At 73.4% G+C, this 21,927-nt stretch carries 11 protein-coding genes; 8 read left to right on the top strand and 3 right to left on the bottom strand.

The annotated features are described in order from the left end of the window. Positions 1 to 116: 116 nt before the first annotated feature. On the top strand, positions 117 to 857 hold the full coding sequence (locus Q6350_RS00100; RefSeq protein ID WP_304606860.1) for an HAD family phosphatase: 741 nt from the start codon (positions 117 to 119) through the stop codon (positions 855 to 857). Beyond that, positions 854 to 3,331, top strand: coding sequence for a glycoside hydrolase family 65 protein (locus Q6350_RS00095; protein WP_304602362.1), 2,478 nt, complete (start codon positions 854 to 856; stop codon positions 3,329 to 3,331). The genes Q6350_RS00100 and Q6350_RS00095 overlap by 4 nt, the downstream gene beginning before the upstream one ends. Before the next feature lie 24 nt (positions 3,332 to 3,355). Here the strand turns inward: Q6350_RS00095 and Q6350_RS00090 are convergent, their stop codons facing one another. After that, positions 3,356 to 5,527: a prolyl oligopeptidase family protein gene (locus Q6350_RS00090; protein ID WP_305064606.1), complete on the bottom strand. Its 2,172-nt coding sequence runs from the start codon at positions 5,525 to 5,527 to the stop codon at positions 3,356 to 3,358. 188 nt (positions 5,528 to 5,715) lie between these two features. Between Q6350_RS00090 and Q6350_RS00085 the strand changes: the two genes are divergently transcribed. From Q6350_RS00085 to Q6350_RS00065, 5 genes are read left to right on the top strand one after another with little or no spacing between them, the layout of a single operon-like run. Next, complete coding sequence (locus Q6350_RS00085) at positions 5,716 to 7,083, top strand: ATP-binding protein (RefSeq protein ID WP_305064604.1); 1,368 nt, start codon at positions 5,716 to 5,718, stop codon at positions 7,081 to 7,083. Further along, positions 7,061 to 7,483, top strand: a complete 423-nt coding sequence (locus tag Q6350_RS00080; protein WP_216077205.1) for a roadblock/LC7 domain-containing protein — start codon at positions 7,061 to 7,063, stop codon at positions 7,481 to 7,483. The genes Q6350_RS00085 and Q6350_RS00080 overlap by 23 nt, the downstream gene beginning before the upstream one ends. Positions 7,484 to 7,495: 12 nt before the next feature. Beyond that, the gene (locus Q6350_RS00075; RefSeq protein WP_171245552.1) at positions 7,496 to 7,849 is read left to right on the top strand and encodes a DUF742 domain-containing protein; all 354 of its coding nucleotides are present in this window, start codon (positions 7,496 to 7,498) and stop codon (positions 7,847 to 7,849) included. After that, positions 7,830 to 8,453 carry an ATP/GTP-binding protein gene (locus tag Q6350_RS00070; RefSeq protein ID WP_171245553.1) on the top strand — a complete coding sequence of 208 codons (624 nt, stop codon included), beginning with the start codon at positions 7,830 to 7,832 and terminating at the stop codon, positions 8,451 to 8,453. The genes Q6350_RS00075 and Q6350_RS00070 overlap by 20 nt, the downstream gene beginning before the upstream one ends. After that, positions 8,450 to 9,679: a hypothetical protein gene (locus tag Q6350_RS00065; RefSeq protein WP_304602358.1), complete on the top strand. Its 1,230-nt coding sequence runs from the start codon at positions 8,450 to 8,452 to the stop codon at positions 9,677 to 9,679. Before Q6350_RS00070 ends, Q6350_RS00065 begins: the two co-directional genes overlap by 4 nt. 7 nt (positions 9,680 to 9,686) lie before the next feature. Here the strand turns inward: Q6350_RS00065 and Q6350_RS00060 are convergent, their stop codons facing one another. Further along, the gene (locus Q6350_RS00060; RefSeq protein WP_305064600.1) at positions 9,687 to 11,183 is read right to left on the bottom strand and encodes an NAD(P)/FAD-dependent oxidoreductase; all 1,497 of its coding nucleotides are present in this window, start codon (positions 11,181 to 11,183) and stop codon (positions 9,687 to 9,689) included. An 88-nt stretch (positions 11,184 to 11,271) separates the two neighbouring features. Further along, positions 11,272 to 12,048, bottom strand: a complete 777-nt coding sequence (locus tag Q6350_RS00055; protein ID WP_305064598.1) for a hypothetical protein — start codon at positions 12,046 to 12,048, stop codon at positions 11,272 to 11,274. 148 nt (positions 12,049 to 12,196) lie between these two features. Between Q6350_RS00055 and Q6350_RS00050 the strand changes: the two genes are divergently transcribed. Next, the gene (locus Q6350_RS00050) at positions 12,197 to 21,910 is read left to right on the top strand and encodes a SpvB/TcaC N-terminal domain-containing protein (RefSeq protein ID WP_305064596.1); all 9,714 of its coding nucleotides are present in this window, start codon (positions 12,197 to 12,199) and stop codon (positions 21,908 to 21,910) included. Positions 21,911 to 21,927: the final 17 nt, after the last annotated feature.

The following is a 21,927-nucleotide window of genomic DNA, read 5'->3' as shown; positions in this document are numbered from 1 at the left end:
GAGCCGGTGCCCTGTCCCGTGCGTGCGCGGCGTGCTTCACCGGCGGTTCGCGCCCCAGGTGCCGATAACCTGGGGTGGGGGCCGGCCGGTTCCCGTGCCGACCCGAAGGACCCCGGATGCCCGCCCTGCGTGCCGTGCTCTTCGACCTCGACGGGGTCCTGACCCCGACGGCCGAGGTCCACATGCGGGCGTGGGAGCGGCTCTTCGCCCCCTACGCCACGGCCCACGGCCTGGAGCCCTACACCGAGGCCGACTACTTCGCCCACATCGACGGCAAGCCCCGCTACGACGGTGTCGCGACGTTCCTCGCGTCCCGGGGTGTCCGGATCCCGCACGGCACGGCCGACGACCCCCCGGGCGAGGACACGGTCTGCGCGCTCGGCAACCGCAAGGACGAGATCGTCAACCGGATGTTCGTCGAGGAGGGTGTCGACCCGTACCCCGGCTCGGTGCGGTTCCTGGACGCCGTCACCGGCGCGGGTGCGCGGGTCGCCGTCGTCTCGTCGTCCAGGAACGCGCCGGCCGTGCTCGCCGCCGCGGGCCTGGCCGACCGGTTCGACGTGGTCGTCGACGGCAACGTGGCGACCCGGGAGGGCATCGCGGGCAAGCCGGCGCCCGACACCTACGTGCGCGCCGCCGAGCTGCTCGGCGTCCCCGTGGCGGAGTCGGTCGTCGTCGAGGACGCGATCTCCGGCGTCCGCGCCGGCGCCGCCGGACCCTTCGGCCTCGTCCTGGGGGTCGACCGCGGAGTGGGCGCCGAGGCGTTGCGCGAGCACGGCGCCGACCTCGTCGTGGCCGACCTGGGTGAGGTCGACGCCTCGGTGCTCGACGGACCCAGCCCCCGGGGTGCGGCGTGAGCTTCAAGACCCCTGACGAGGAGAGGACCGTCGACCGGCAGCGGTTCCCCGCGGAACCGTGGCGCCTCGTCGAGACGAGGTACTCCGACGAGGACCTCGGCACGACGGAGACGCTGTTCGCCGTCGGGAACGGCTACCTCGGCATGCGCGGGAACGTCGAGGAGGGGCGCGAGTCCTTCGCGCACGGGACCTTCGTCAACGGCTTCCACGAGACGTGGCCGATCCGCCACGCCGAGGAGGCCTACGGGTTCGCCAAGGTGGGCCAGACCATCGTCAACGTGCCCGACACCAAGGTCATCCGGCTCTACGTCGACGACGAGCCGCTCCTGCTGTCCGTCGCCGACCTCCTCGAGTACGAGCGGTCGCTCGACCTGCGTGACGGGATGCTGCGTCGCGACCTGCTGTGGCGCACGCCGTCGGGCAAGCTGGTGCGGGTGCGCTCGGACCGCATGGTCTCGTTCGTCGAACGGCACCTCGCCGTCATGACCTTCGAGGTGACCCTCCTCGACGCGGCCGCGCCGGTCGCGATCTCCTCGCAGATCCTCAACCGGCAGGACGGGGAGGACGAGTACCACGTCAGCTCCGCCGCCCTCGGCGAGGGGTTCGACCCCCGCAAGGCGGAGGACTTCCGGGGCCGGGTGCTCCAGCCCCGTGCGCAGTGGGGCGACGACGAGCGTCTCGTGCTGGGCTACCGGTGCACCAACTCCGGGATGACCCTCGCGGTGGCGGCGGACGACCGGTTCGAGACCGAGAACCAGTGGACCGTCCGCACCCAGGTCGAGGAGGACCTCGCCAAGCACGTGTTCCGCGTCCAGGCGGAGCCGGGACGTCCGATCCGCCTGACGAAGACCGTCGCGTACCACACCTCGCGCGGTGTCCCGCCGCGCGAGCTGGTCGACCGCTGCCGGCGCACGCTCGACCGGGCGGCGGACGGCGCGCTGGCGGCGCGGTACGCCGACCAGCGGGCCTGGCTGGACGCCTTCTGGGAGCGGTCGGACGTCGAGGTCGGCGGCCAGGAGGAGATCCAGCAGGCGGTGCGCTGGAACCTGTTCCAGGTCGCGCAGGCCACGGCGCGCAGCGAGGGGAGCGGGGTGCCGGCCAAGGGGCTGACCGGGTCGGGGTACGGCGGCCACTACTTCTGGGACACCGAGATCTACGTCCTGCCGTTCCTGACGTACACGAGCCCGCGGTTCGCCCGCAACGCGCTCCGTGTCCGCTACCACATGCTCGACGCCGCCCGCCGCAGGGCGCGGGAGCTGTCCCAGCGCGGTGCGCTGTTCCCGTGGCGGACGATCAACGGGGAGGAGGCGTCGGCCTACTACGCGGCGGGCACGGCGCAGTACCACATCGACGCCGACGTCAGCTATGCGCTGCTCCAGTACGCCCGGGCGACGGGTGACACGGACTTCCTGCACCGCGAGGGCGTGGACATCCTCGTGGAGACCGCCCGGCTGTGGGCGGACCTGGGGTTCTGGCGTGCCAACGGCGACCACCTCTTCCACATCCACGGTGTCACCGGCCCGGACGAGTACACGACGGTCGTCAACGACAACCTCTTCACGAACGTCATGGCCCGCTTCAACCTCCGCGCCGCGGCGCACGTCGTGGGTGCCCTGCGCAGGGAGGACCCCGACGAGTACGAGCACCTGGTCAAGCGGCTGGGGCTCGAGCCCTCGGAGCCGATGGAGTGGGCGCGCGCGGGCGAGCGGATGGCCATCCCGTTCGAGGAGGGCGTCGGCATCCACCCGCAGGACTCGCACTTCCTCGAGCGGGAGATCTGGGACCTGGCCCGCACCCCGCGCGACCGGCGGCCGCTGCTGCTGCACTACCACCCGCTGGTGATCTACCGCTTCCAGGTGCTCAAGCAGGCCGACGTCGTCGCCGCGATGGTCCTGCAGGGCCACCTGTTCACCCCCGCGCAGAAGCTCGCCAACTTCGAGTACTACGACCCGCTGACGACGGGGGACTCGACGCTGTCCGGCGTCGCGCAGTCGATCATCGCGGCCGAGGTCGGGTACCACCGGCTGGCGCTGGACTACTTCCTGTCGTCCCTCTACGTCGACCTCGCGAACCTGCACGGCAACGCCGCCGACGGTGTGCACGTGGCCTCGGCCGGCGGGACGTGGGCCGTCCTGGCCAGCGGGTTCGGCGGCATGCGCGACCACGACGGCGACCTGACGTTCGACCCGCGGCTGCCGCGCGGCTGGGAGTCCCTGAGGTACCGCCTGACCTGGAAGGGCACGCGGCTGCGGGTGACCGTGCTGCCGGGATCGATCGAGCTCGTGGCCGAGTCGGGCGACGAGGTCACGGTCGCGGTGCGGGGCGAGGAGGTCAGGGTCCGTCCCGGGGTGCCCGCGACGGTCCCGCTCGCCGGCCAGGGACCCGTGCGCCACGGGCGTCCGGGCCGCCGGGCGCTGGCGGGTCACCGCCGTGCGGACGGCACCCTCATCACGGCGATCGTCCCGCACGCCTGACCGGCGGCCCGCCGCGCGGGCCCGTCAGGAGAGCCGGTCGCGCAGGAACGTCCACGCGAGAGCGGCCATGTGCGCGGCCTGGGCGTTGTTCGCCGCGCCGCCGTGCCCGCCCTCGATGTTCTCGTAGTACGTGACGTCCTGGCCGGCGGCGAGCATCTTCGCCGCCATCTTCCGCGCGTGGCCCGGGTGCACCCGGTCGTCCTTCGTCGAGGTCGTGAGCAGCACCGGGGGGTACTCCCGTGCCGGGTCGTGCCGGTGGTACGGCGAGAAGGTCTGCAGGAAGTCCCAGTCCTCGGGCACGTCCGGGTCGCCGTACTCCGCCATCCACGAGGCGCCGGCCAGCAGGTGGGAGTACCGCCGCATGTCCAGCAGCGGGACCTGGATGACCACGGCACCGAACAGCTCGGGGTACCGGGTGAGCATGTTCCCGGCGAGCAGGCCGCCGTTGGAGCCGCCCTGCGCACCGAGGTGCTCGGGCGTGGTGACGCCGCGCGCGACGAGGTCGCGGGCCACGGCGGCGAAGTCCTCGTACGCGCGGTGCCGCTTCTCGCGCAGGGCGGCCTGGTGCCACGACGGCCCGTACTCGCCCCCGCCGCGGATGTTCGCGACGACGTACACCCCGCCCCGGGCGAGCCAGGCACGGCCGACCGTGCCGGAGTACCCGGGCAGCAGCGGGATCTCGAACCCCCCGTACCCGTACAGCAGCGTCGGTGCCGTCCCCGGCCCCGACCCGTCGGCCGGCCGCACGAGGTCGGAGCGTCCGACGACGAAGTAGGGCACGCGGGTGCCGTCGTCGGAGGTCGCGAAGTGCTGCTCGGCGACCATCCCGGAGGCGTCGAAGAACGCGGGTGCCGTCTTCAGCGCCTCCGGCTCGCGCGGCTCCTGCCCGGGCCCGACGACGGTGGCGAGCGCGAGCGTCGTGGGTTCGAGGTACCCGCTGCGGGTCACCCAGACGTCGTCGCTGTCGACGGCCGAGACCGCCCGGACACCGACGGTGAGCAGCTCGCCCCCGACGGGCAGGTCGCCGCGGGCCCAGGGGGCCCGGGGGTCCTCCCCGGCGTCCAGGTCCGGCGGGGTGAGGGTGTACGCGGAGTGCGCGACGTCCTCGAGGACCGTCACCACGAGGTGGTGCCGCGTCCAGGCACCGCCGACGAGCGACGTCGACGGGGTGGGCTCGAAGAGCACGGTGAGGTCCCGCGAGCCGGCGAGGAAGTCGTCGAGCACGACGGCGAGCAGGGCGCCGCCGGGGTAGGTGCGGCCGTCGACCTCCCAGTCCTCGCGCAGCTCGATCGTCAGCCACTCGCGATGGAGACCCGTCTCGGCGCTGAGGGGCACGTCGAGGCGCACGAGCTCCTGGTCGGGCGTCCCGACGCCCTCGACGAGGTACGTCTCGGACCGGTAGAACGCGATCGACCGGCGGAGCAGGTCGCGTTCGAAGCCGGGCGTGCGCGAGCGGCTGCCCATGACGGCCATGTCGTCGGTGGAGCCCTCGTAGACGACCGGGGCCGACGTCAGCTCCGTCCCGCGGCGCCAGAGCACGACGGTGCGCGGATAGCCGGACGACGTCGTGGTGCCCTCGCCGAGGTCGGTGAAGGCGTACACGGTGTCCTCGTCCGCCCACGCGAGCCCGCCCTTGGCCAGGGGGCGGTGGAACCCGCCGTCGGCGACCGGGACGAACCGCTTCTCGACCAGGTCGAACTCCCGCGTCACGTCGGCGTCCGACCCGCCGGGGGACAGGTCGACCAGCGCCCGGCGCCACGGCTCCCCGGCCGCCAGCTGCTCCGGGGTCGGGCGCAGCACCGAGGCGCCGTGCCAGACCCACGACTCGTCCTCGGCCTCCGCCAGGGCGTCGAGGTCGAGGACCGTCTCCCACGCAGGGTCCTCGCTGCGGTACGAGTCCGGCGTCGTGCGACGCCACAGACCGCGCTCGTGCGTGGCGTCGCGCCAGAAGTTGTAGAGGTGGTCGCCGATCAGGGACACCGCGGGGATGCGGTCGTCCGAGTCCAGCACCTCGCGGACCGCCGCTCGCGTCCTGGTCAGGTCCGCCCCGCCGAGCGCCTGCTGGGCGTGCTCGTTGCGCTGCCGGACCCAGTCGAGCGACTCGTCGCCGACGACGTCCTCCAGCCAGGCGAACGGGTCGGTGTCGGGGTCCGGGGCGTCGGGACGGGCGGCTGGCGGGAGCGGGTCGGCACTCATGCGGGGACCCTATCCCGGTGTCGTCCGCCCGACGGTGGGGCGCCCTTTCGCGCGCGGATCCCCTGTGGTAGAAACACCCTGGTCAGGGGGCCGACACCCCCACAGTCCGTCCGGGGGGTTCGCGGAACCCGCCATCCTGCCGACCGGGGGGTGCGGTGAGCACGACGACCTCAGTCAGACCGCCCGTGATGGGTCGCGTCCTGGCGGCCGTGTGCGTCGCCGCGATGGTGCTGTGCATCGCGGCCCTGCCGCTGCTCGGCCAGCGGGGTCCCGGCTGGTCCGTGTGGGTCGTGGGCGCCGCCGCGCTGCTGCTGCCGGTCCTCGCCGCCGTCCTGCTGTCGGGGGCGGCACGCCGTGAGGACGCCGCGTTCCGTGCGCTCGCCGCCGAGCGCGACGAGCTCGCGGCCGCCCTGGACCGGACGTCCCGCCACCTCGACGACACCCGGCGCGCCGCGGAGGCGTTGGAGGCGGAGCGGGCCGATGAGCGTGCCGCCGTGGAGACGGCGGTCATCGCCCTGAGCCGCAAGGTGCAGGCGTCCGCCCACCGCATCCAGGAAGAGGCCACCCGGATGGCGCAGCGGCACGCGGCCGACCACGACGTCCTCGAGACGTCCATGCGTGTCGACCACGCGGCCGCCCAGCACGCCCGCCAGGCGCAGAGCCTCGTCGCGCTCTGCGGCCAGCGCCGGCCGGGCCAGGCCTGGGACGCCCCGCTCGCCCTGCCGGACGTGGTCCGCGGGGCCGCCGGGAGGATCACCGCGTACGGGCGCGTCGAGGTCTCCGGCGACCCCGGGCTCGCGGTGACCGGTCGGGCCGTCGAGCCGTTGATCCACGTGATCGCCGAGCTGCTCGCCAACGCCACGCAGTGCTCCCCGCCCAACACCCAGGTGCTCGTCGTGATCCGGCAGGTGCAGCGCGGCGCCGTCATCGAGATCGACGACTGCGGCGTGGGCATGGACCCGCGGGAGCTGGACCGCGTGCGGCGCATCGCGGCCGGCGAGCACGAGATCACGATCTCCGACCTGGGCGAGGTCCCGCAGACCGGGCTCGCGGTCGTGGGGACGTACGCCCGCTCGCTGGGCCTCCGGGTCGAGCTCGCCGACTCCGTCTACGGCGGTCTGCGAGCGGTCGTCCGCATCCCGGAGGAGATCACCGAGACGGTCGACAACGTGCCCGACGTGCTCGCGGCGAGCGTCGACGAGCCGCCGCCGATCCCCGCACCGGTCGGCGCCGACGTCCCCGAGGCGCTGACGGACCCCCGGTCCGCCTCCGACCCGGTCTCCTCCGCGGGCCCGCCCGTGCTGCCGCAGCGCCGTTCCCGTCGCGCCGCCACGGACCGCACCCCGACCAGCGGCCCCGCCATCCCCTCTGTCCAGGCACCTTCCACCGCACCGTCGGCGCCCCCGGCGCCGGAACCGACGGCCGAGGAGGCCGGTGCCTGGATCGGCGCTTTCTTCGCCGCCACCGACGCAGCGCCGCTGCAGGACACGGACACCCATGATCCGTCCGACGCGACGGGACCTCGGAGGACAGATGACGACGCAGAGCAGCGCTGACACGCCGCCCGCGACCGACCACCCGGACAGCTGGATGCTCGACCTGGTCTCGGGGGTCCGCGGGGTCCGGCACGCCGTCGTGCTGAGCTCGGACGGCCTGGTCAAGGTCCGCACGGACGTCACGGACCCCGACACCGCCGACAAGGTCGCCGCGGCCTGCGCCGGCCTCGTCGCGCTCGGGCTGTCGATGGGCCGGGAGTTCGGCGAGGGCGACCGGCTGCGCCAGGTCGTGGTCGAGTTCGGCGGCGGGTTCCTCTTCGTCCGCGGTGCCGGCGACGGGTCCCGGCTCGCCGTGGTGACCGACGCCGGCGTCGACCCGGGCCTGGTCGCCCAGCAGATGCAGGCCCAGGTGCTCATGATCGGCGAGCGGGCGCTCGGCACGGACCCGGTCGGGGCCTGAGGGGGGCGGACGATGGACACCGAGGGTTACCGCGACCACCCGGTGCGTTCGTACGTCCTGACCGGCGGGCGGTCCCGCCCGACCCGGAACACCCTGCGCCCGGAGACGCTGCTGTGCACCGTCGACGACGGGCGCGAGCTGCCGAGCCACGCCGGCCGGCACCAGCACACGCTGCTGCGCACCTGCCGCGGGACGCTGGCGCTGGCCGAGGTCGCCGCCTACCTGCGTCTGCCGGTGAGCCTGGTGGCGGTGCTGGCCTCCGACCTGCTCGACGGCGGCTTCCTGGCGCTGCGCTCGACGGCGACGCACGACCTGCCCGACACCGAGCTGCTCGAGGAGGTGCTCGATGGACTCCGCAGCCTCTGACCCGGCCGGCACCGCACCGGCCCGGGCGCGACACCTCGCCGCGACGGTCAAGCGATCCGTCAAGGTGCTGGTGGTCGGCCCCTTCGGCGTCGGCAAGACGACGCTGATCCAGTCCGTCAGCGAGATCCCGGTGCTCAGCACCGAGGAGAGCATCACCACGGCGAGCGTCGGCGTCGACCGACGCACGGGGGAGAAGTCCACCACCACCGTCGCGATGGACTTCGGGCGGGTCACGGTCGGCGGTGACACCGCGCTCTACCTGTTCGGCACCCCGGGGCAGCGCCGCTTCTGGGACCTGTGGTCCGGCCTGGCGGACGGTGCGGTGGGCGTCCTGGTGCTGGTCGACACCCGCAACCTCGCCGACAGCTTCGAGGTCCTGGACCAGCTCGAGGACCACACGCGGCTGCCGCTCACCGTCGTCGTCAACGAGTTCCCCGGCGCCCCGCGGCACAGCGTCGAGGAGGTGCGCACCGCGCTGGACCTGCCGGCCGGCACGCCCGTGGTCAGCGGTGACGTCCGGGGTCGCCCGCGGGCCGTCCAGGCGCTCACCACGCTGGTCGCCCACGCGCTCGAGCAGCGTGCACGCCAGGCCGCGGCGGCATGAGCATCACCGCCGCGGGACGGGTGGTCCGCCTCGAGGACGTGGCGGACCGGCCCTTGCTGGCCGATCTCGCGGGCGCACCCGACCCGCACCAGCGCTACGACGCGCTGCGGTCGCGGTGGGGTGCCGTCGCCCCGGTCGACCTGGAACCGGGGGTGCCCGCCTGGCTCGCGCTCGGCTACGACGAGGTCAGCAGCCTCCTGCGCGACGAGGTGCACTTCACCCGGGAGTTCCGCCGCTGGCGCTACGAGCAGGAACGCCTGGTCGCCTGGAGGTCGCCGGTCCGGGCCGTCCTGGCCTCCCGTGACTCGCTCCTCGACGTCGACGGGGCCGAGCACCGGCGGCTGCGCGGGCCGGTCCAGGACGCGCTCGCGACGCTCGACGAGCGCCGTCTCGCCCGCACCGTGACCGTGGCCTGCACGTCGGCCCTCGACCGGTTGGCGGCGCGCGGCGGGGGTGACCTGGTCGCCGACTACGCCGTCGACGTGCCGGTCCGGGTCCTCGCCGACCTGCTGGGGATGAACCTCGCCGACGCCCGCCGGATGCACGAGCTGACCGTCGCCCTCGGCGCCGGCGGCGAGGACGCCCCGGACGCGGCGGACGAGATGGAGAACCTGCTGGCCACGATGGTCGCCGGCCGGCGCGCCGAGCCCGGCGACGACCTCGCCTCGGCCCTCATCGCGGACCCGCGCCACCAGCACGACCTGGAGCTCATGGGCGCCGTCGGCGCGCTGTTCCGGACCGCGCACGACGCCGCGACCGCCGCCGCGGCGAGCGCGATCCGTCGGGTCGTGGCCGACCCGGCGTTCGGCGCGCGGCTGCACGGCGGGCGGCTGTCCCTGGACGACGCACTGGACGAGATCTCCCGCCGGGAGCCGCCGATGCCGCACCTGCTGCCGCGCTACGCGATCACGGACACGGTGCTCGGCGGCCAGCCGATCGCCGCCGGCGACGCGGTCGTGCCCGCAGTGGTGGCGGCCAACGGGGACGACGCCGTGCAGGCGGTGGACCCGTGGGAGCAGGTCGACTCCCGGTTCCACCTCACCTGGGGCCTGGGCGCGCACGCCTGCCCGGCGCACCGCACCGCCCCGCTGATGACCCGGCTGATCGTCGGGCACGTCGTGGCGCGCGTCGACGAGATCGAGCTGGCGACGGAACCGGACCAGGTGCCCGTCGTGCGTTCCGCGTGGTTCCGCTACCCGCGCGAGCTCCCGGTCCGGTTCCGCTGACCGCGGCTCAGGCCGACGTCGTGACCCGTTCCCGGACCGTGTCCGCGACCCGACGGTAGGCACCCGGGTCCACCGGCAGCAGCCACTGGGCCACCCGGGTCCGGCGCGGCAGGTCGACGTCGAGGTCGCGCATCATCTCGTCGATCTGGTGCAGGGAGAAGGGGATGACGTTCGTGCCCCGGGCGTGCCGGCCCTCGGTGCGCTTCTCCATCCAGTCGACCCTGTCGGCGACGTGCTCGCGCCGGACCTCGTCCGGGGGCAGGTCCATCGCGCCCGCGAGGTGGGCGGCGGTCCAGACGGCGGCCATCTCGGCCGACAGCGGGCTGAACAGGGACGAGTTGTACCCGGCGAAGGTCAGGTGCGGCACGTCGTGGGGGAGCACCTGCCGGTAGAGCTGGAAGTTGCCCCGGTCGTCGAGGAGCCGCGCGGTCAGGTCGGCGTCCAGGAACGGCACGCGCTGGTGGAACCCGGTGCCGCACACCACGAGGTCGGCGCGCACGGTGTCGCCGTCGCTGAGCACGGCCACGGGGGCGCCGTCGTCGTCCGTGGCGAACCGCTCGATCTCGGTGTCCCGGTGGACGACGATCGTGCCGTCGGCCACCTGCTCGTAGAAGCCGTCCGTGGCGAGGGAGACCGTCGACCGGGCGATGTCGGAGAACTCGCCGCGCGGGACCAGACCCAGCTCGTCCAGGTGCAGCTGCTTGCGCGAGACGGTGCCGACGCTGGAGACCATCGACCGCCGGACCGGGTCGCCCGCTCCGTGCAGGAAACGCTCCATCGAGCCGTCGAGCGTCTGGTAGCGGAACAGCGCCTCCCCGAGGCGCGTCAGCAACAGGTACTTGTAGTTCAGCGCCTTGCCCAGCTTCTTGGGCAGCTTCCACAGCAGCTGGCGTGCGACGACGGAGGTCGAGGCGGCGACGGGGCCGATCTCGGCCGCCACGTCGCAGGCGGACTTGCCGTAGCCGACCACCACGACGTGCTTGTCGCGGGCGTCCTCGACCGACCCGATCTGGCCGGAGGCCACGACCTTCCCGCCGGCCCGCAGGAGCTGCGCCATCCCCTCGAACCGGGGGATGACGGGGTCGGAGAAGATCCCGTTGGCCACCACCAGGTGGTCGAAGCGCTCCGGGTCGCCGACCGCCTCGCCGCTGCGGCGCGCGGTGACCAGCCAGCCGTCCTCGGCGTCCGTCAGCTCGGCGCGCACGACCTCGGTCGACAGCCGCAGCGACCCGGCCAGGTCGTTCACCGCGACGTAGTGCTCGAGGTAGGCCTGGACCTGCTCACCGCTGGGCCACTCGGGGTAGTCCTTCGGCATGGGCAGGTCGGTGAAGGAGTACGAGTCCTTGTTGTTCTGGGTGAACAGACCCTGGTACCGGCGGGTCGAGCTCCAGACGCCGCCGACGTCGGGGGCCTTCTCGAACACGGCGACCTCGTGGCCGAACTCGCGGAGGGTCTTCACGCTGGCCAGTCCTGCGAACCCGGCCCCGACGACAGCGATCTTCATGAGCGTCCTTGGATCGATTCGGTCTCAAACGCCTGAATCGTAGCGGGGCGGACACTCCGGGCGATAGGTCTGACCAGGGATGATCTCCTCAGGCCGCGGCCGCGAGCGACTCCAGGCCGGTCCCGGTGACCCGGCCGCGCTCGAGGAGGTGGCGGCTCACGCGGTCACGGCGACACCGGTCGGCGGCGAGCCGTCGGGCGACCGCCCGGTGACCGCCCCGGCCCGTCATCGCCGCCAGCTCGGCGTCGACGTGGAGCAGGTCCCACAGCGCCGACTGGGTGCCCAGCGGCACGGCCGCGCCGTCGGCGCCGGAGATCGCGCCGATCGTGGAGACGTACAGGGACCACGGCCCGTCGTGCCCGGCCAGGTGCAGGCCGTCCGCGCCCGAGCGACGGACGTAGCTGTGCTCGGTCACGTCCAGCGCCACGACCTGCTCCGTCGTGAGGAGGGAGACGACGACGGCGCTGCGGACGTCGGGCGCCGTGCGCGGGACGGCGGCGACGTAGCCCGCCGGGTTGACGCGGGGGATGTGCCCGACCGACACGTGGGAGAGCGCGCCGTGCAGCATGGGCACCGTCGTGCTCACGCCCAGCCGGGTGAACTTGCGGTGCATCACCCCGGGAGCGGCGTTGGAGCCGATGGCGACCACCGCGTGCCGGTGGCGTCGCGCGGGGACGCGGGCGCGTCCCAGCAGCTCGTCCAGGGAGGTGCCGTCCTCGCCGACCCAGGTGCCGCCGTCGTGCCGGAGCGCACCGAAGGTGCCGTCGTGCAGCAGGCCCGACGTGGGAGCGGCCGGGCCCGGGTAGTGCCAGGGCGTCACCCGCAGGTCGACGTCGATGCCCAGGTCGGCGAGCGTCGTGGACATGGCTCCATCCTCCCAGAGGTGCACCGTGGGCCGGCTTCACCCGGGTGAGATCTGCGCGAGGGGCCGTCCCGCCCGACCGTGGCGCAGATCACATCCGTAGTCTCGAGAGAGGTCGGGCGGGCGTTCGGCCGTGCGAGAGGGGACTCCCATGGCCGCAGGACCTGCACGGCGCGAGCGACGCACGGCGGCACGACGATGGACCACGGCCACCGCGATGGCGGCCTCGGCCGCCCTGGTGGTGACCCTCACCGCGGCACCCGGCGTCGCGGAGCCCCTCGCGGACCCCGCCGTCGGGACGCTCGACGACGTCCCCGGCACGTCGCCGGACGACCTCGGGGGCGTCGACCTCGCCGAGCTGGACTACGGGGACCCGACCGAGGCGCTGTCCCTCGTCGAGCCGCCCGACCCCACGAGCGCCGGCGCCGCGCAGATGTCCTACCCGGTGCTCGTGCCGCCCGGCCGCGCCGGCGTCGAGCCGGACCTCGACCTGACCTACGACTCCTCGGGCGGCAACGGCTGGCTCGGCCTCGGCTGGGACCTCGACGCCGGGGCGATCGCGGTCGACCCGACCTACGGCGCACCCCGGTTCGCCGCCGACGTCGAGACCGAGACCTACGCGCTGGACGGCGCACGGCTGTTCCCGCACTCCATCCGGGACGGCGGCGACTACGGGGCGCGCGAGGCCGGGCCGCGCACCGACTTCGTGCGGCAGGTCGAGACCGAGTACGAGCGCATCGTCCGGCACGGGGACACCCCCGGCGCCTACTGGTGGCAGGTCACCGACAAGGACGGCAACGACCGCTGGTACGGCGGCGACCCGGACGGCCAGGGACAGGTGCTGACCACCGCGGCCGGGAACGCCTTCCACTGGCCGCTGACCTACGTCGAGGACATCTCCGGCAACGTCATGCGGTTCGAGTACGACACCGCCACCGGCGTCGGCTACGGCAGCTCCTCGAGCGGCCCCGGTCTCGAGATGTACTTGCGGGAGATCACCTACACCGGGTTCGACGTCGAGCCGGACTCCGAGGGCGTCGTCGACGACCCGCCGTACAGCGTCTACTTCCTGCGCGACGGCGACGTCGGCGGCACCACCGTCGCCTCCGGCGGCTCCGTGGACGCCCGGCCCGACCCGCTGGTGGACGCCTCCGGAGGCGCCCCCGTGGTCACCGCGGACCTGCTGCGCGAGATCCAGGTGCGCTACCACGCCCCCGGTGCACGCACCGACGACGGCCCGGGCGAGATCGACGCGGGCAACCTCGGCGAGCTGCTCGGCGGGTACGCGCTGGAGTACAAGACCGGTCCCTTCGACAAGAGCCTGGTCAAGCGTGTCGGCCAGTTCGGCGGTGACGGTGTCGTCGAGGCGTGGCACCGCATGAAGTGGTTCGACGACGTCCCGCGCGACGGGGACGCGTTCGACCTGTTCGGGGACCCGGTCCGCTGGGACACCGACACCGACTCCTCGGTGAGCACGGGGTCGAACGTGTCGGCCTCCAGCGCGCTGGCCACCTCGTTCCGCGGCGGTGCCGAGGGCGGCTCGTACATCGGGTTCAACCCGGTCGCACCCAGCAAGATCGGCTCGTTCGGCGGTTCCTTCAACCTCTCGGGCGGCAACAGCGAGGACGTCACCACGTTCATGGACATGGACGGCGACAGCCTGCCGGACCGTGTCTGGGTCGAGAACGGCGCGGTGAAGTACGCCCGCAACCTGTCGCGCCCCGGTGACGACCTGTCCGGTCACGCCGACCGGTTCGGTGCGCCGATGACGATCGACGAGGCCAAGATCGGTACCGGCACCGACTTCGGCGTGGACCTGCACGCCGAGTTCTACCCCGTGGCCTCGATCCAGGTCGGCGGCTCGTTCGGGTTCGACTGGGCGGACCGGTACTTCTCGGACGTCAACGCCGACGGCCGTCCCGACCTCATCAAGAAGGGGTCGAGCGGCTGGCAGGTGTTCTTCAGCGTCTACGACGAGTCGGACGGCTCCATCGAGTTCGTGGCCTCCTCCGCCGGCACCGCGGTGCCGATGGGCAGCTTCTCCTCGGAGCTCGCCAGTGCCGAGCCGGAGGGGGTCGACGAGCTCCTCGAGGCCTCTGCGCCGCGCTACGACACCGTGCGGCGGTGGGTCGCGCCCTACGACGGCGTCGTCGACGTCACCGGGACCGCGACCCTGGCCGACGCCGGCAACTACGACGGCGACGGCGTGCGGGTGATGATCGAGACCCTGGACACCACGCCGAAGCGCCCGCTCGACGAGACGCTGACCGGCGCGAGCCCGAGCGTCGACCACGCCGTCTCCGTGTCCGTGGACGCCGGTGACGAGATCTTCTTCCGCACCCACGTCATCGACAACGGCACCGACGACCTCGTCGAGTGGGCACCGGCGGTCACGTACTCGTCCGTCGGGTCGGGCGTGCCGACGAGCGACCCGCTGCCGGACGCCCAGGGACGCGACGTCCTCTCCTACGACGCCGCCGAGGACTTCACGACGTTCGGGCGGGACGGCGGCCGCACCCTGCTGCCGAACCCCGGGGAGGCGACCCTGACGGTCACCCTCGAGCGCACCGGCCTGCTGACCGACGACGTCGAGGTCGTCGCGAGCCACGGGCTCAACGCCGGCTCGACCGAGGGCACCTCGTCGGTCGTCACCCTCACCCCCGACGGAGGTGCCGAGGGGCTGCTGGGCGCCGGCCCGGCCCCCGGCGACGAACCCGAGGCACCACCCGGGGAGGACCCCATCGAGGTCGCCCCGACGTCGGTGGAGCTGACCTACACGTTCGACGTCTCCGAGGTCGGTCAGGTGGCCGAGCCCGCCGGTTGCTTCGACGACGGCGACGCCGAGGACTGCGACAGCGTCGTGGACAACCCCGACTGGCTCGCGCTGGAGGTCGCCTCGGACTCCCCGGTCGACCCGCGGTCGCTCGCGCTGGACGTCCAGCTCGAGCTCGCCGACCCGGTCGCCGAGTCCGGTCCGAACGGCGAGGCCACGCCGGACGACCTGCCGGCCGACGCCGTGCTGCCGTCGTCCACCGGGCCCGTCGTCATCCCGTCGGTGCGGGTCTTCTCCGTCTCCGACGAGGTGACGGGGCCGTACCTGCCCTGGTCGCCGGACGCGGCCGGGACCTTCACCCTCGACGTCGACGTCGTGGCGGACCGGATCTGGGACTACCTCGAGGTGGAACCCGACGACGAGGGCTGGGCGTCCTCGCCCGCCGTGGTGACGGTCAAGAGCGAGGACGAGCACGGCATCGTCGGCGTGGTGGCCAAGTCCGACGAGTTCACCGTCGAGCACAACCACGACGACGGGCCGTTCGTGCTGCCGTCCGAGTACCGGGTCGAGGGGGAGACGACCCTGGACTTCGACGCCGAGCCCGGCCAGGACTACTGGGTCGAGGTCTCCCTGCACGACGCCCCGATGGCGGCCCACGTGCTGGAGAACGGCAGCCTGAGCGTCGTGGCGACGTCGGACGACGACGAGGACGACAAGGGCGCCGGCGACCTGACCGCCCGGCTCGTGGCCCCCGACGTCCAGTCGGTCTTCGCCTCCGGCAACCGCGGGTGGACCGCCGCCGGCTACGACGCCGACCACCCCGACATCCCCCGCGACGACCCCGACGAGCCGCGCGGCGACGCCCTGCTGCAGCGCGACCACTTCGAGCTGGAGCCGGAGGGCGTCGACGACTTCGACGAGGACACCGAGATCCCGGACGCCCCGGACGCGACCGAGGTCGCCGGCGAGCCCGGCGACCTGGGGTCGTCGGCCGACAAGGTGGCGGACTCGTTCGACAAGGCCCTGCCCTACTTCCCGCTGCCCGGTCCGGACGGCGGCGCCGCCGACCGCTGGCGTGCGGCGTCCGAGGAGGGGCTGTTCGTCACGGCCACCGGTATCCGCTCGACCCGTGTCGGCGAGGAGATCGCCGTGGTCGACCCGGGCGGCACCTCCGGCGGCTCGACGAGCCCGGGCAGCAGCGACGACGCCCGCCCGGCACCCCGCGTGCTGACCATCGACGGGGACTTCAACGCCGCGCTCGGTCTCGGGCCGGCCAGCCTCAGCGGGGCCATCGGCGGCGGCCGGACGGTCACCGACTTCCAGGACCTCAACGGCGACGGCTTCCCCGACGTGCGCTCCGGCAGCGACGCCGACTACACCGGTCCGCGCGGCGGCAGCCTGGACAGCGGCAGCGAGGTCGAGAACACGATCTCGACGGCGGTCTCCGTCGGCGGCGGTCTCGGCGGGTCGCCCGTCTCCATCGAGGGCAGCGAGCAGACGAAGACCTCCGCCGGCAGCCCGACGGTCGGGGCCCAGAACGGGACGTCCAAGAACAAGACCCGGGGCATGAGCATCGGGCTGGGCTTCTCGATCCAGGGCCAGTGGACCAACCCGTTCGGCGACAACACCGACGGGCTCGACGGGGGCGTCGACGACCTCCTGCCCGACGGTGACAGCACCGGTCAGGGCGTCCAGGTCAGCGTCGACCTCGACGACGTCAACGGGGACGGCGTGACCGACCTCGTGGAGACCTGGTCCGAGAGCGGTGTGCAGGTGGCGCTCGGCACCGGCTACGGCTACGCCGACCCGGTGAAGTGGTCCGGCGGGGTGTTCGAGGCCTCCGAGAGCATGTCGGGGGCGCTGTCCGGCGGCTTCCAGCTCAACGCCTACGAGTTCGGCGGTGGCGTCGGGGGTGCCGAGGGCGGGACCCTGTCCGAGGCCTCCTGGATCGACGTCGACGGCGACGGGGTGCTGGACCGCATGGTCTACGCCGACGGCAACGAGAGCGCGCCGAAGACCGTCTTCGGCGCGGCGGACGGCAACGGCCGCACCGCGAAGGTGCTGGGCACGTACCCGTCGCCCGACTTCGGCGTCGGCGACCTGACCATCGACAACCGGGCCGACCTGGCCCGCAGCACCTCGGTCAACGGCGGCTTCGACTTCACCGTCTCCGTCGGCCCGATCTGCCTGGTGGCCTGCTACGTCATCATCAACCCCGGCGTGCACGGTGGCTACGAGCGCTCGCGGACCGTCGTGGACATGACCGACATGGACGGCGACGGCTACCTCGACGTCGTGGAGAGCCTGACCGACGAGCACGTCGAGGTCCGGCTGAACCAGGCCGGCCGCACCAACCTGCTCAAGGCGGTCGACAACCCGCTCGGCGGTGCTGTCCGGGTGGACTACGAGCGCACCGGCAACAGCATCGTCCAGCCGAACTCGCTGTGGGTCATGAGCGAGGTGGAGTACGACGACGGGCGCCCCGGCGACGGCACCGACGTCCAGCGCCGGGAGTTCTCCTACTCCGGCGACGCCTACGACCACCTGCACCGCACGATGCTCGGGTTCGACGCGGTCGAGCAGCGCGAGTACGACGTCGACGCCGACCCGGCCGACGGCCCGTCCTACGACCCTGGTCTGCAGCGCATCACCCGCTGGACGTACCGCAACGACACCCCGTTCGACGACGGGCTGGCCGAACGTGTCGACCTGCTCGCACCGGGTGACACCGAGGGCGACGACCGGCTGCTGGAACGGACCGACACCACGTGGGAGCTGGCTCACGTCGTGGTCGGCGAGCCCGGTGCCGGCGAGCCCGCCAACGGCGACGAGTTCACCGGTGTCGTGCCCGACGTCGGGGACCCGGCCCGCACGGCGCTGTTCGACCTGGCCCTCGCCCCGCGGCTGACGTCCGAGACGTTCACGCGGTTCGACGCCGACGGCGACGGGCACGCCCGCACGACCGACTTCACCTACGACGGGCTGGGCAACACGCTCACCGCCGTCGACCACGCGGAGACCGGCACCACGGGTGACGACACCACGACCGTGACGACGTACCCGCCGTGCACCACGCCGCGCTACGGCGGCGACGACAGCTCGTGGGTGCAGGTGCCCGCCACCGTGGCGGTGCACGCCGGCACCGACGACTCGGGTGAGGTGCTGAAGTACCGTGACGGCAGCCTCGACCTGTGCGGCAACGCCGTGCCGATCCGGATCGTGGAGACGCAGGGCCAGGACGTCTGCGGCGACGACGTCGTCGCGGTGACCGAGATGGCGTTCGAGCCGTACGGCAACTACGACGCCGTGCGGTACCCGGCGAACGTGCTCACCGGCGAGACCGACTCCTCGGCCTGCGGCGGCACGCCGCCGGCGCTGCCCGAGGAGTCGGTGTTCGAGGGCTGCGTCCCCGCGGCAGACGCCCCGCAGGACGAGGTGGACGCCGCCACGCGCGCTGCGGAGGAGCAGCGCTACTGCGTGGACTACGTCTACGACGACCACCGCGTGACCGACATCGCCCAGGTGACGGACTCGCACGGGGTGACCTCGACCGCGACGTACGACTACACGGTCGGGCTGCCGGCGACGACGACGGATGCGAACGGCAACACCACCGAGTACTGCTACGACGCGCTCGGGCGCATCGCCGCGGTGGCCACGCCCCGCGAGTCCGGGGACTTCGCCTGCGACGGCAGCGGGTCGGGCCCGGCGACGGTGACCTACGCCTACGGCGGGTTCAACTCCGACGGGCACGCGTGGGCGGCCGCACGCCACCACGACGCCGTGCTCACGGACGGCACCCCGGCGGCCGACACCCTCGACACCGCGGCGTTCGTCGACGGCATGGCACGCGTCGTCCAGCGCAAGCGGGACGCGCAGGTCGTCGCGCTCGGCGACACGCCCGCGATGGTCGTCGAGGGCGCCGTCGACTTCGACGCCCTGGGGCGCGAGGTGCGCGAGTGGTACCCGGTCGTCGAGGAGGCCACGTATCCCGGGGGCGGCGACCTGCCGCCGGGCCTGACGACCTACAACACCCGGAACTCGTCCGGGGACCCGGCCGACACGCACGTGCCGGTGACGGACCCGACCCAGCGCCGGTACGACCTGCTCGACCGGCTCACCCGTGTGGTGCTGCCCGACGGCAGCGTCGAGCGGCGCGCCTACGACATCACCGAGCCGCCGCACCTGAGCCACCAGGTCGCGAGCGTCACCGTCACCGACCCGCTGGAGCGGGAGGTGCAGCGGTTCTCCGACGTGCGCGGCGCGGTGCTGGCCGTGGTGGAGAGCCCGGCGCCGACCGGCGGCACCACGGACGGGCTGCTGGACGCCCTGCCGGCCGCCGGGATCGGCGACGAGCGGATCGTGGAGTCCGCCCGGACCGGGACGACGCCGCTGCTGACCACGTACGCCTACGACCCGTTGGCCCGCCTGACGAAGGTGACCGACACGGCCGGCGCGGTGAGCCGCTACGGCTACGACATGCTGGACCTCGGCACGTCCGTCGAGACGCCCGACTCCGGGCTCCTGGAACGGGCCTGGACCCCGGCCGGGGACGTCGCGGAGACGGTCGACGAGGTGCGCCGGGCCGAGGGCACGTCGGTGGTCCACGCCTACGACTTCGACCGGCTGCGCAGCATCACCTACCCGGACGACACCGGCGACGTCGAGTACACCTACGGCGACGAGCTGGGGGCCGGGGCACCGGGCAACAGCGAGGGCCGGGTGGCCCGCGAGGCGACGCCGGCGGTGGCCCGCGAGTACGCCTACGACGTGGACGGCAACGTCTCCACCGAGGCGGTCACCCGCGGCGTCGACCCGTTCGGCATCGGCCAGGACGAGCCGCAGCCCACGTGGGCCACCCGGTGGCAGTACGACTCGCTGCAGCGCGTCGTGACGCTCACGTACCCGGGTGACGACGGCGGCACCGGCGAGGTGCTGCACCACGAGTACGACCTGGGCGGCCAGGTCTCCGGGCTGTGGTCCCTGGCGCCGCAGCACGACGCCTACACCGTCGAGGGCGACCCCGTACCGCGTCCGGACCGGGAGATCGTCTACGTCACCCACGCCGGCTACGACGAGTTCGGCGAGGTGCGCACCGTGACCACCGGCACGGGGGTCACCACGGAGAAGGACTACGACCCGGACCGCCGGTTCCTCACCGGGATCGCGACGGACGCCGCCGCGCAGGAGCAGTGGGACGGCACGACCTCGGTCGCCCGCGAGCTGCAGGAGCTGCGGTACTCCTACGACGTCGTCGGCAACGTCACCGACGTCGCCAACGCGCTCTACGACGGCGGGTCCGCCGGGTCGCTCGACGAGCTCGGCGACATCCCGGCGAACAACCTGCCCGGGCCCGCCCAGCAGGCCTACACCTACGACCAGCACTACCGGCTGGCCGGGGCCGAGGGGCGCTACGTCGACCGGCAGGAGGACCGCACCTACGAGTACACCGCGGACCGGACGCCGAACGGCAACCTCGTCGACGTCACGCAGGCGACCGCGACCGAGTCCACGACCGGCAAGGGCGGGGGCAAGGGTCCGGGGCGCTCGCAGCAGAAGACGAACTCGAAGAAGGGCGACGGCTCGTTGCCGGACTCCGGGTCGACGGACGAGCCGCAGTGCGACCCGTACAGCGGGTCGGGCGGCGGCTCGGACAACCAGGACCCCGAGTCGACGTACGCGTGGCTGGACCAGCAGTTCGACCCCGACCACCCGCACCAGGTGGTCCAGGCGGGCGGCCGTAGCTACGAGCACGACGTCAACGGCAACATGACCGGGTGGACCGAGCCCTGCGCGAGCTCGGACTCCTCCGAGCTGGACCGCCGCATGGAGTGGGACGCCGAGGACCGGCTGGTCGAGATCGGCGAGGACGGCAACGACACCTCCTACCGGTACGACGCCGACGGCAACCTGGTGCTCGAGCGAGGGCCGGGCGGCACGTACTTCTTCGTCAACGAGGCCTGGCGCCTGGAGAACGACGGTCACCGGTACGCCGAGATCTACCTCGGCACGACGAAGGTCGCCAGCCACCGCACGGCCCCGGCGCCGCAGCCTCCCGCGGGCTGCGACCCGCTGGTGGACGAGAACTGCGTGTGCGACCCCGAGACCCAGGCCTGCGCCTGCGACGTCGGGGCCGCCGACCCCGACGGCGACGGGCTGTGCCCGCCGGTCGAGGACCTGTACGTGCAGTTCTTCCACACCGACCTGCAGGGCAGCCTGCGAGTGGTGACCGACGAGGTCGGCAGCGTCTTCCAGTACCTGGAGTACCTGCCGTCCGGTCAGAAGTGGGTCGCCGGCCAGAGCCGGATCAAGGACACCCCGTACCTGTTCGCCGGCGGGTGGAACGACAGCACCTACAAGACGGTCAACTTCGGCGAGCGGTGGTACTCGTGGCGGGACCAGCGGTTCCTGTCCGCCGAGCCGCTGCTCACCGAGGACCCCGACGCCGTCGTCGCGGACCCCGGCCTGCTCTCGGCGTACACCTACGCGGCGGCGAACCCGCTGCGGTACGTCGACTCCGACGGGCGGGCACCCGTCAGCGCCGGCCAGAACTTCGAGAAGAACAAGCAGGGGACGTTCACCGTCTCCGACACCACGCGGGCGAACCGGCCGTCGCCGGCCCGGTTCGGGCAGCTCCTGCTCAGCTACGACGCCGCGGGCCAGGCCCGCCAGCAGAAGTGGCAGGACGCCTCCGACAAGGTGGACAAGTTCTTCACCCTGCTGCGGTTCAAGGCCTCCGGCTCGCTGCGCAGCCCGTCGATCAAGCTCGAGGGCATCTCGCTGTGGGACATCGGCAAGAGCTCCGACTCCGCCGGTGCCCAGGCCGGGGGCGGTCAGCAGGGCGGGGCCGCGAACGGGCCCAATCCGGGCCCGGGCAACGCCGGGAACCAGGGCGGGGCCGGCGGTCCGGCGGCCGGCGGCGCGGCGCCGGGCGGCCAGGGCGGCCAGGCGGCCCAGGGCGGAGGCGCCGGCGGCGGGGGCGTGCCCGCGGCCGCCAACCGCGGGCGGTCGGCGTCCTTCGACGCCGCGGGCGGCGGGGGTGCGCTCCCGCCGCCGGCGTCGGCCACCAGACCCCGGTCGGCGTCCTTCTGAGCCGCGGACGCGCGGTG

This window comes from Isoptericola sp. b515, assembly GCF_030588125.1.
Lineage (GTDB): Bacteria > Actinomycetota > Actinomycetes > Actinomycetales > Cellulomonadaceae > Isoptericola > Isoptericola sediminis.
Note: the sequence above shows the minus strand (reverse complement) of the source record. Positions and strands in the feature narration are given on the sequence as shown.

Coding starts and splice junctions, on each gene's coding strand:
- Q6350_RS00100 (WP_304606860.1), top strand. CDS start 117: ATGCCCGCCCTGCGTGCCGTGCTCTTCGACCTCGACGGGGTCCTGACC.
- Q6350_RS00090 (WP_305064606.1), bottom strand. CDS start 5,527: ATGAGTGCCGACCCGCTCCCGCCAGCCGCCCGTCCCGACGCCCCGGAC.
- Q6350_RS00085 (WP_305064604.1), top strand. CDS start 5,716: ATGGGTCGCGTCCTGGCGGCCGTGTGCGTCGCCGCGATGGTGCTGTGC.
- Q6350_RS00080 (WP_216077205.1), top strand. CDS start 7,061: ATGACGACGCAGAGCAGCGCTGACACGCCGCCCGCGACCGACCACCCG.
- Q6350_RS00075 (WP_171245552.1), top strand. CDS start 7,496: ATGGACACCGAGGGTTACCGCGACCACCCGGTGCGTTCGTACGTCCTG.
- Q6350_RS00070 (WP_171245553.1), top strand. CDS start 7,830: ATGGACTCCGCAGCCTCTGACCCGGCCGGCACCGCACCGGCCCGGGCG.
- Q6350_RS00065 (WP_304602358.1), top strand. CDS start 8,450: ATGAGCATCACCGCCGCGGGACGGGTGGTCCGCCTCGAGGACGTGGCG.
- Q6350_RS00060 (WP_305064600.1), bottom strand. CDS start 11,183: ATGAAGATCGCTGTCGTCGGGGCCGGGTTCGCAGGACTGGCCAGCGTG.
- Q6350_RS00055 (WP_305064598.1), bottom strand. CDS start 12,048: ATGTCCACGACGCTCGCCGACCTGGGCATCGACGTCGACCTGCGGGTG.
- Q6350_RS00050 (WP_305064596.1), top strand. CDS start 12,197: ATGGCCGCAGGACCTGCACGGCGCGAGCGACGCACGGCGGCACGACGA.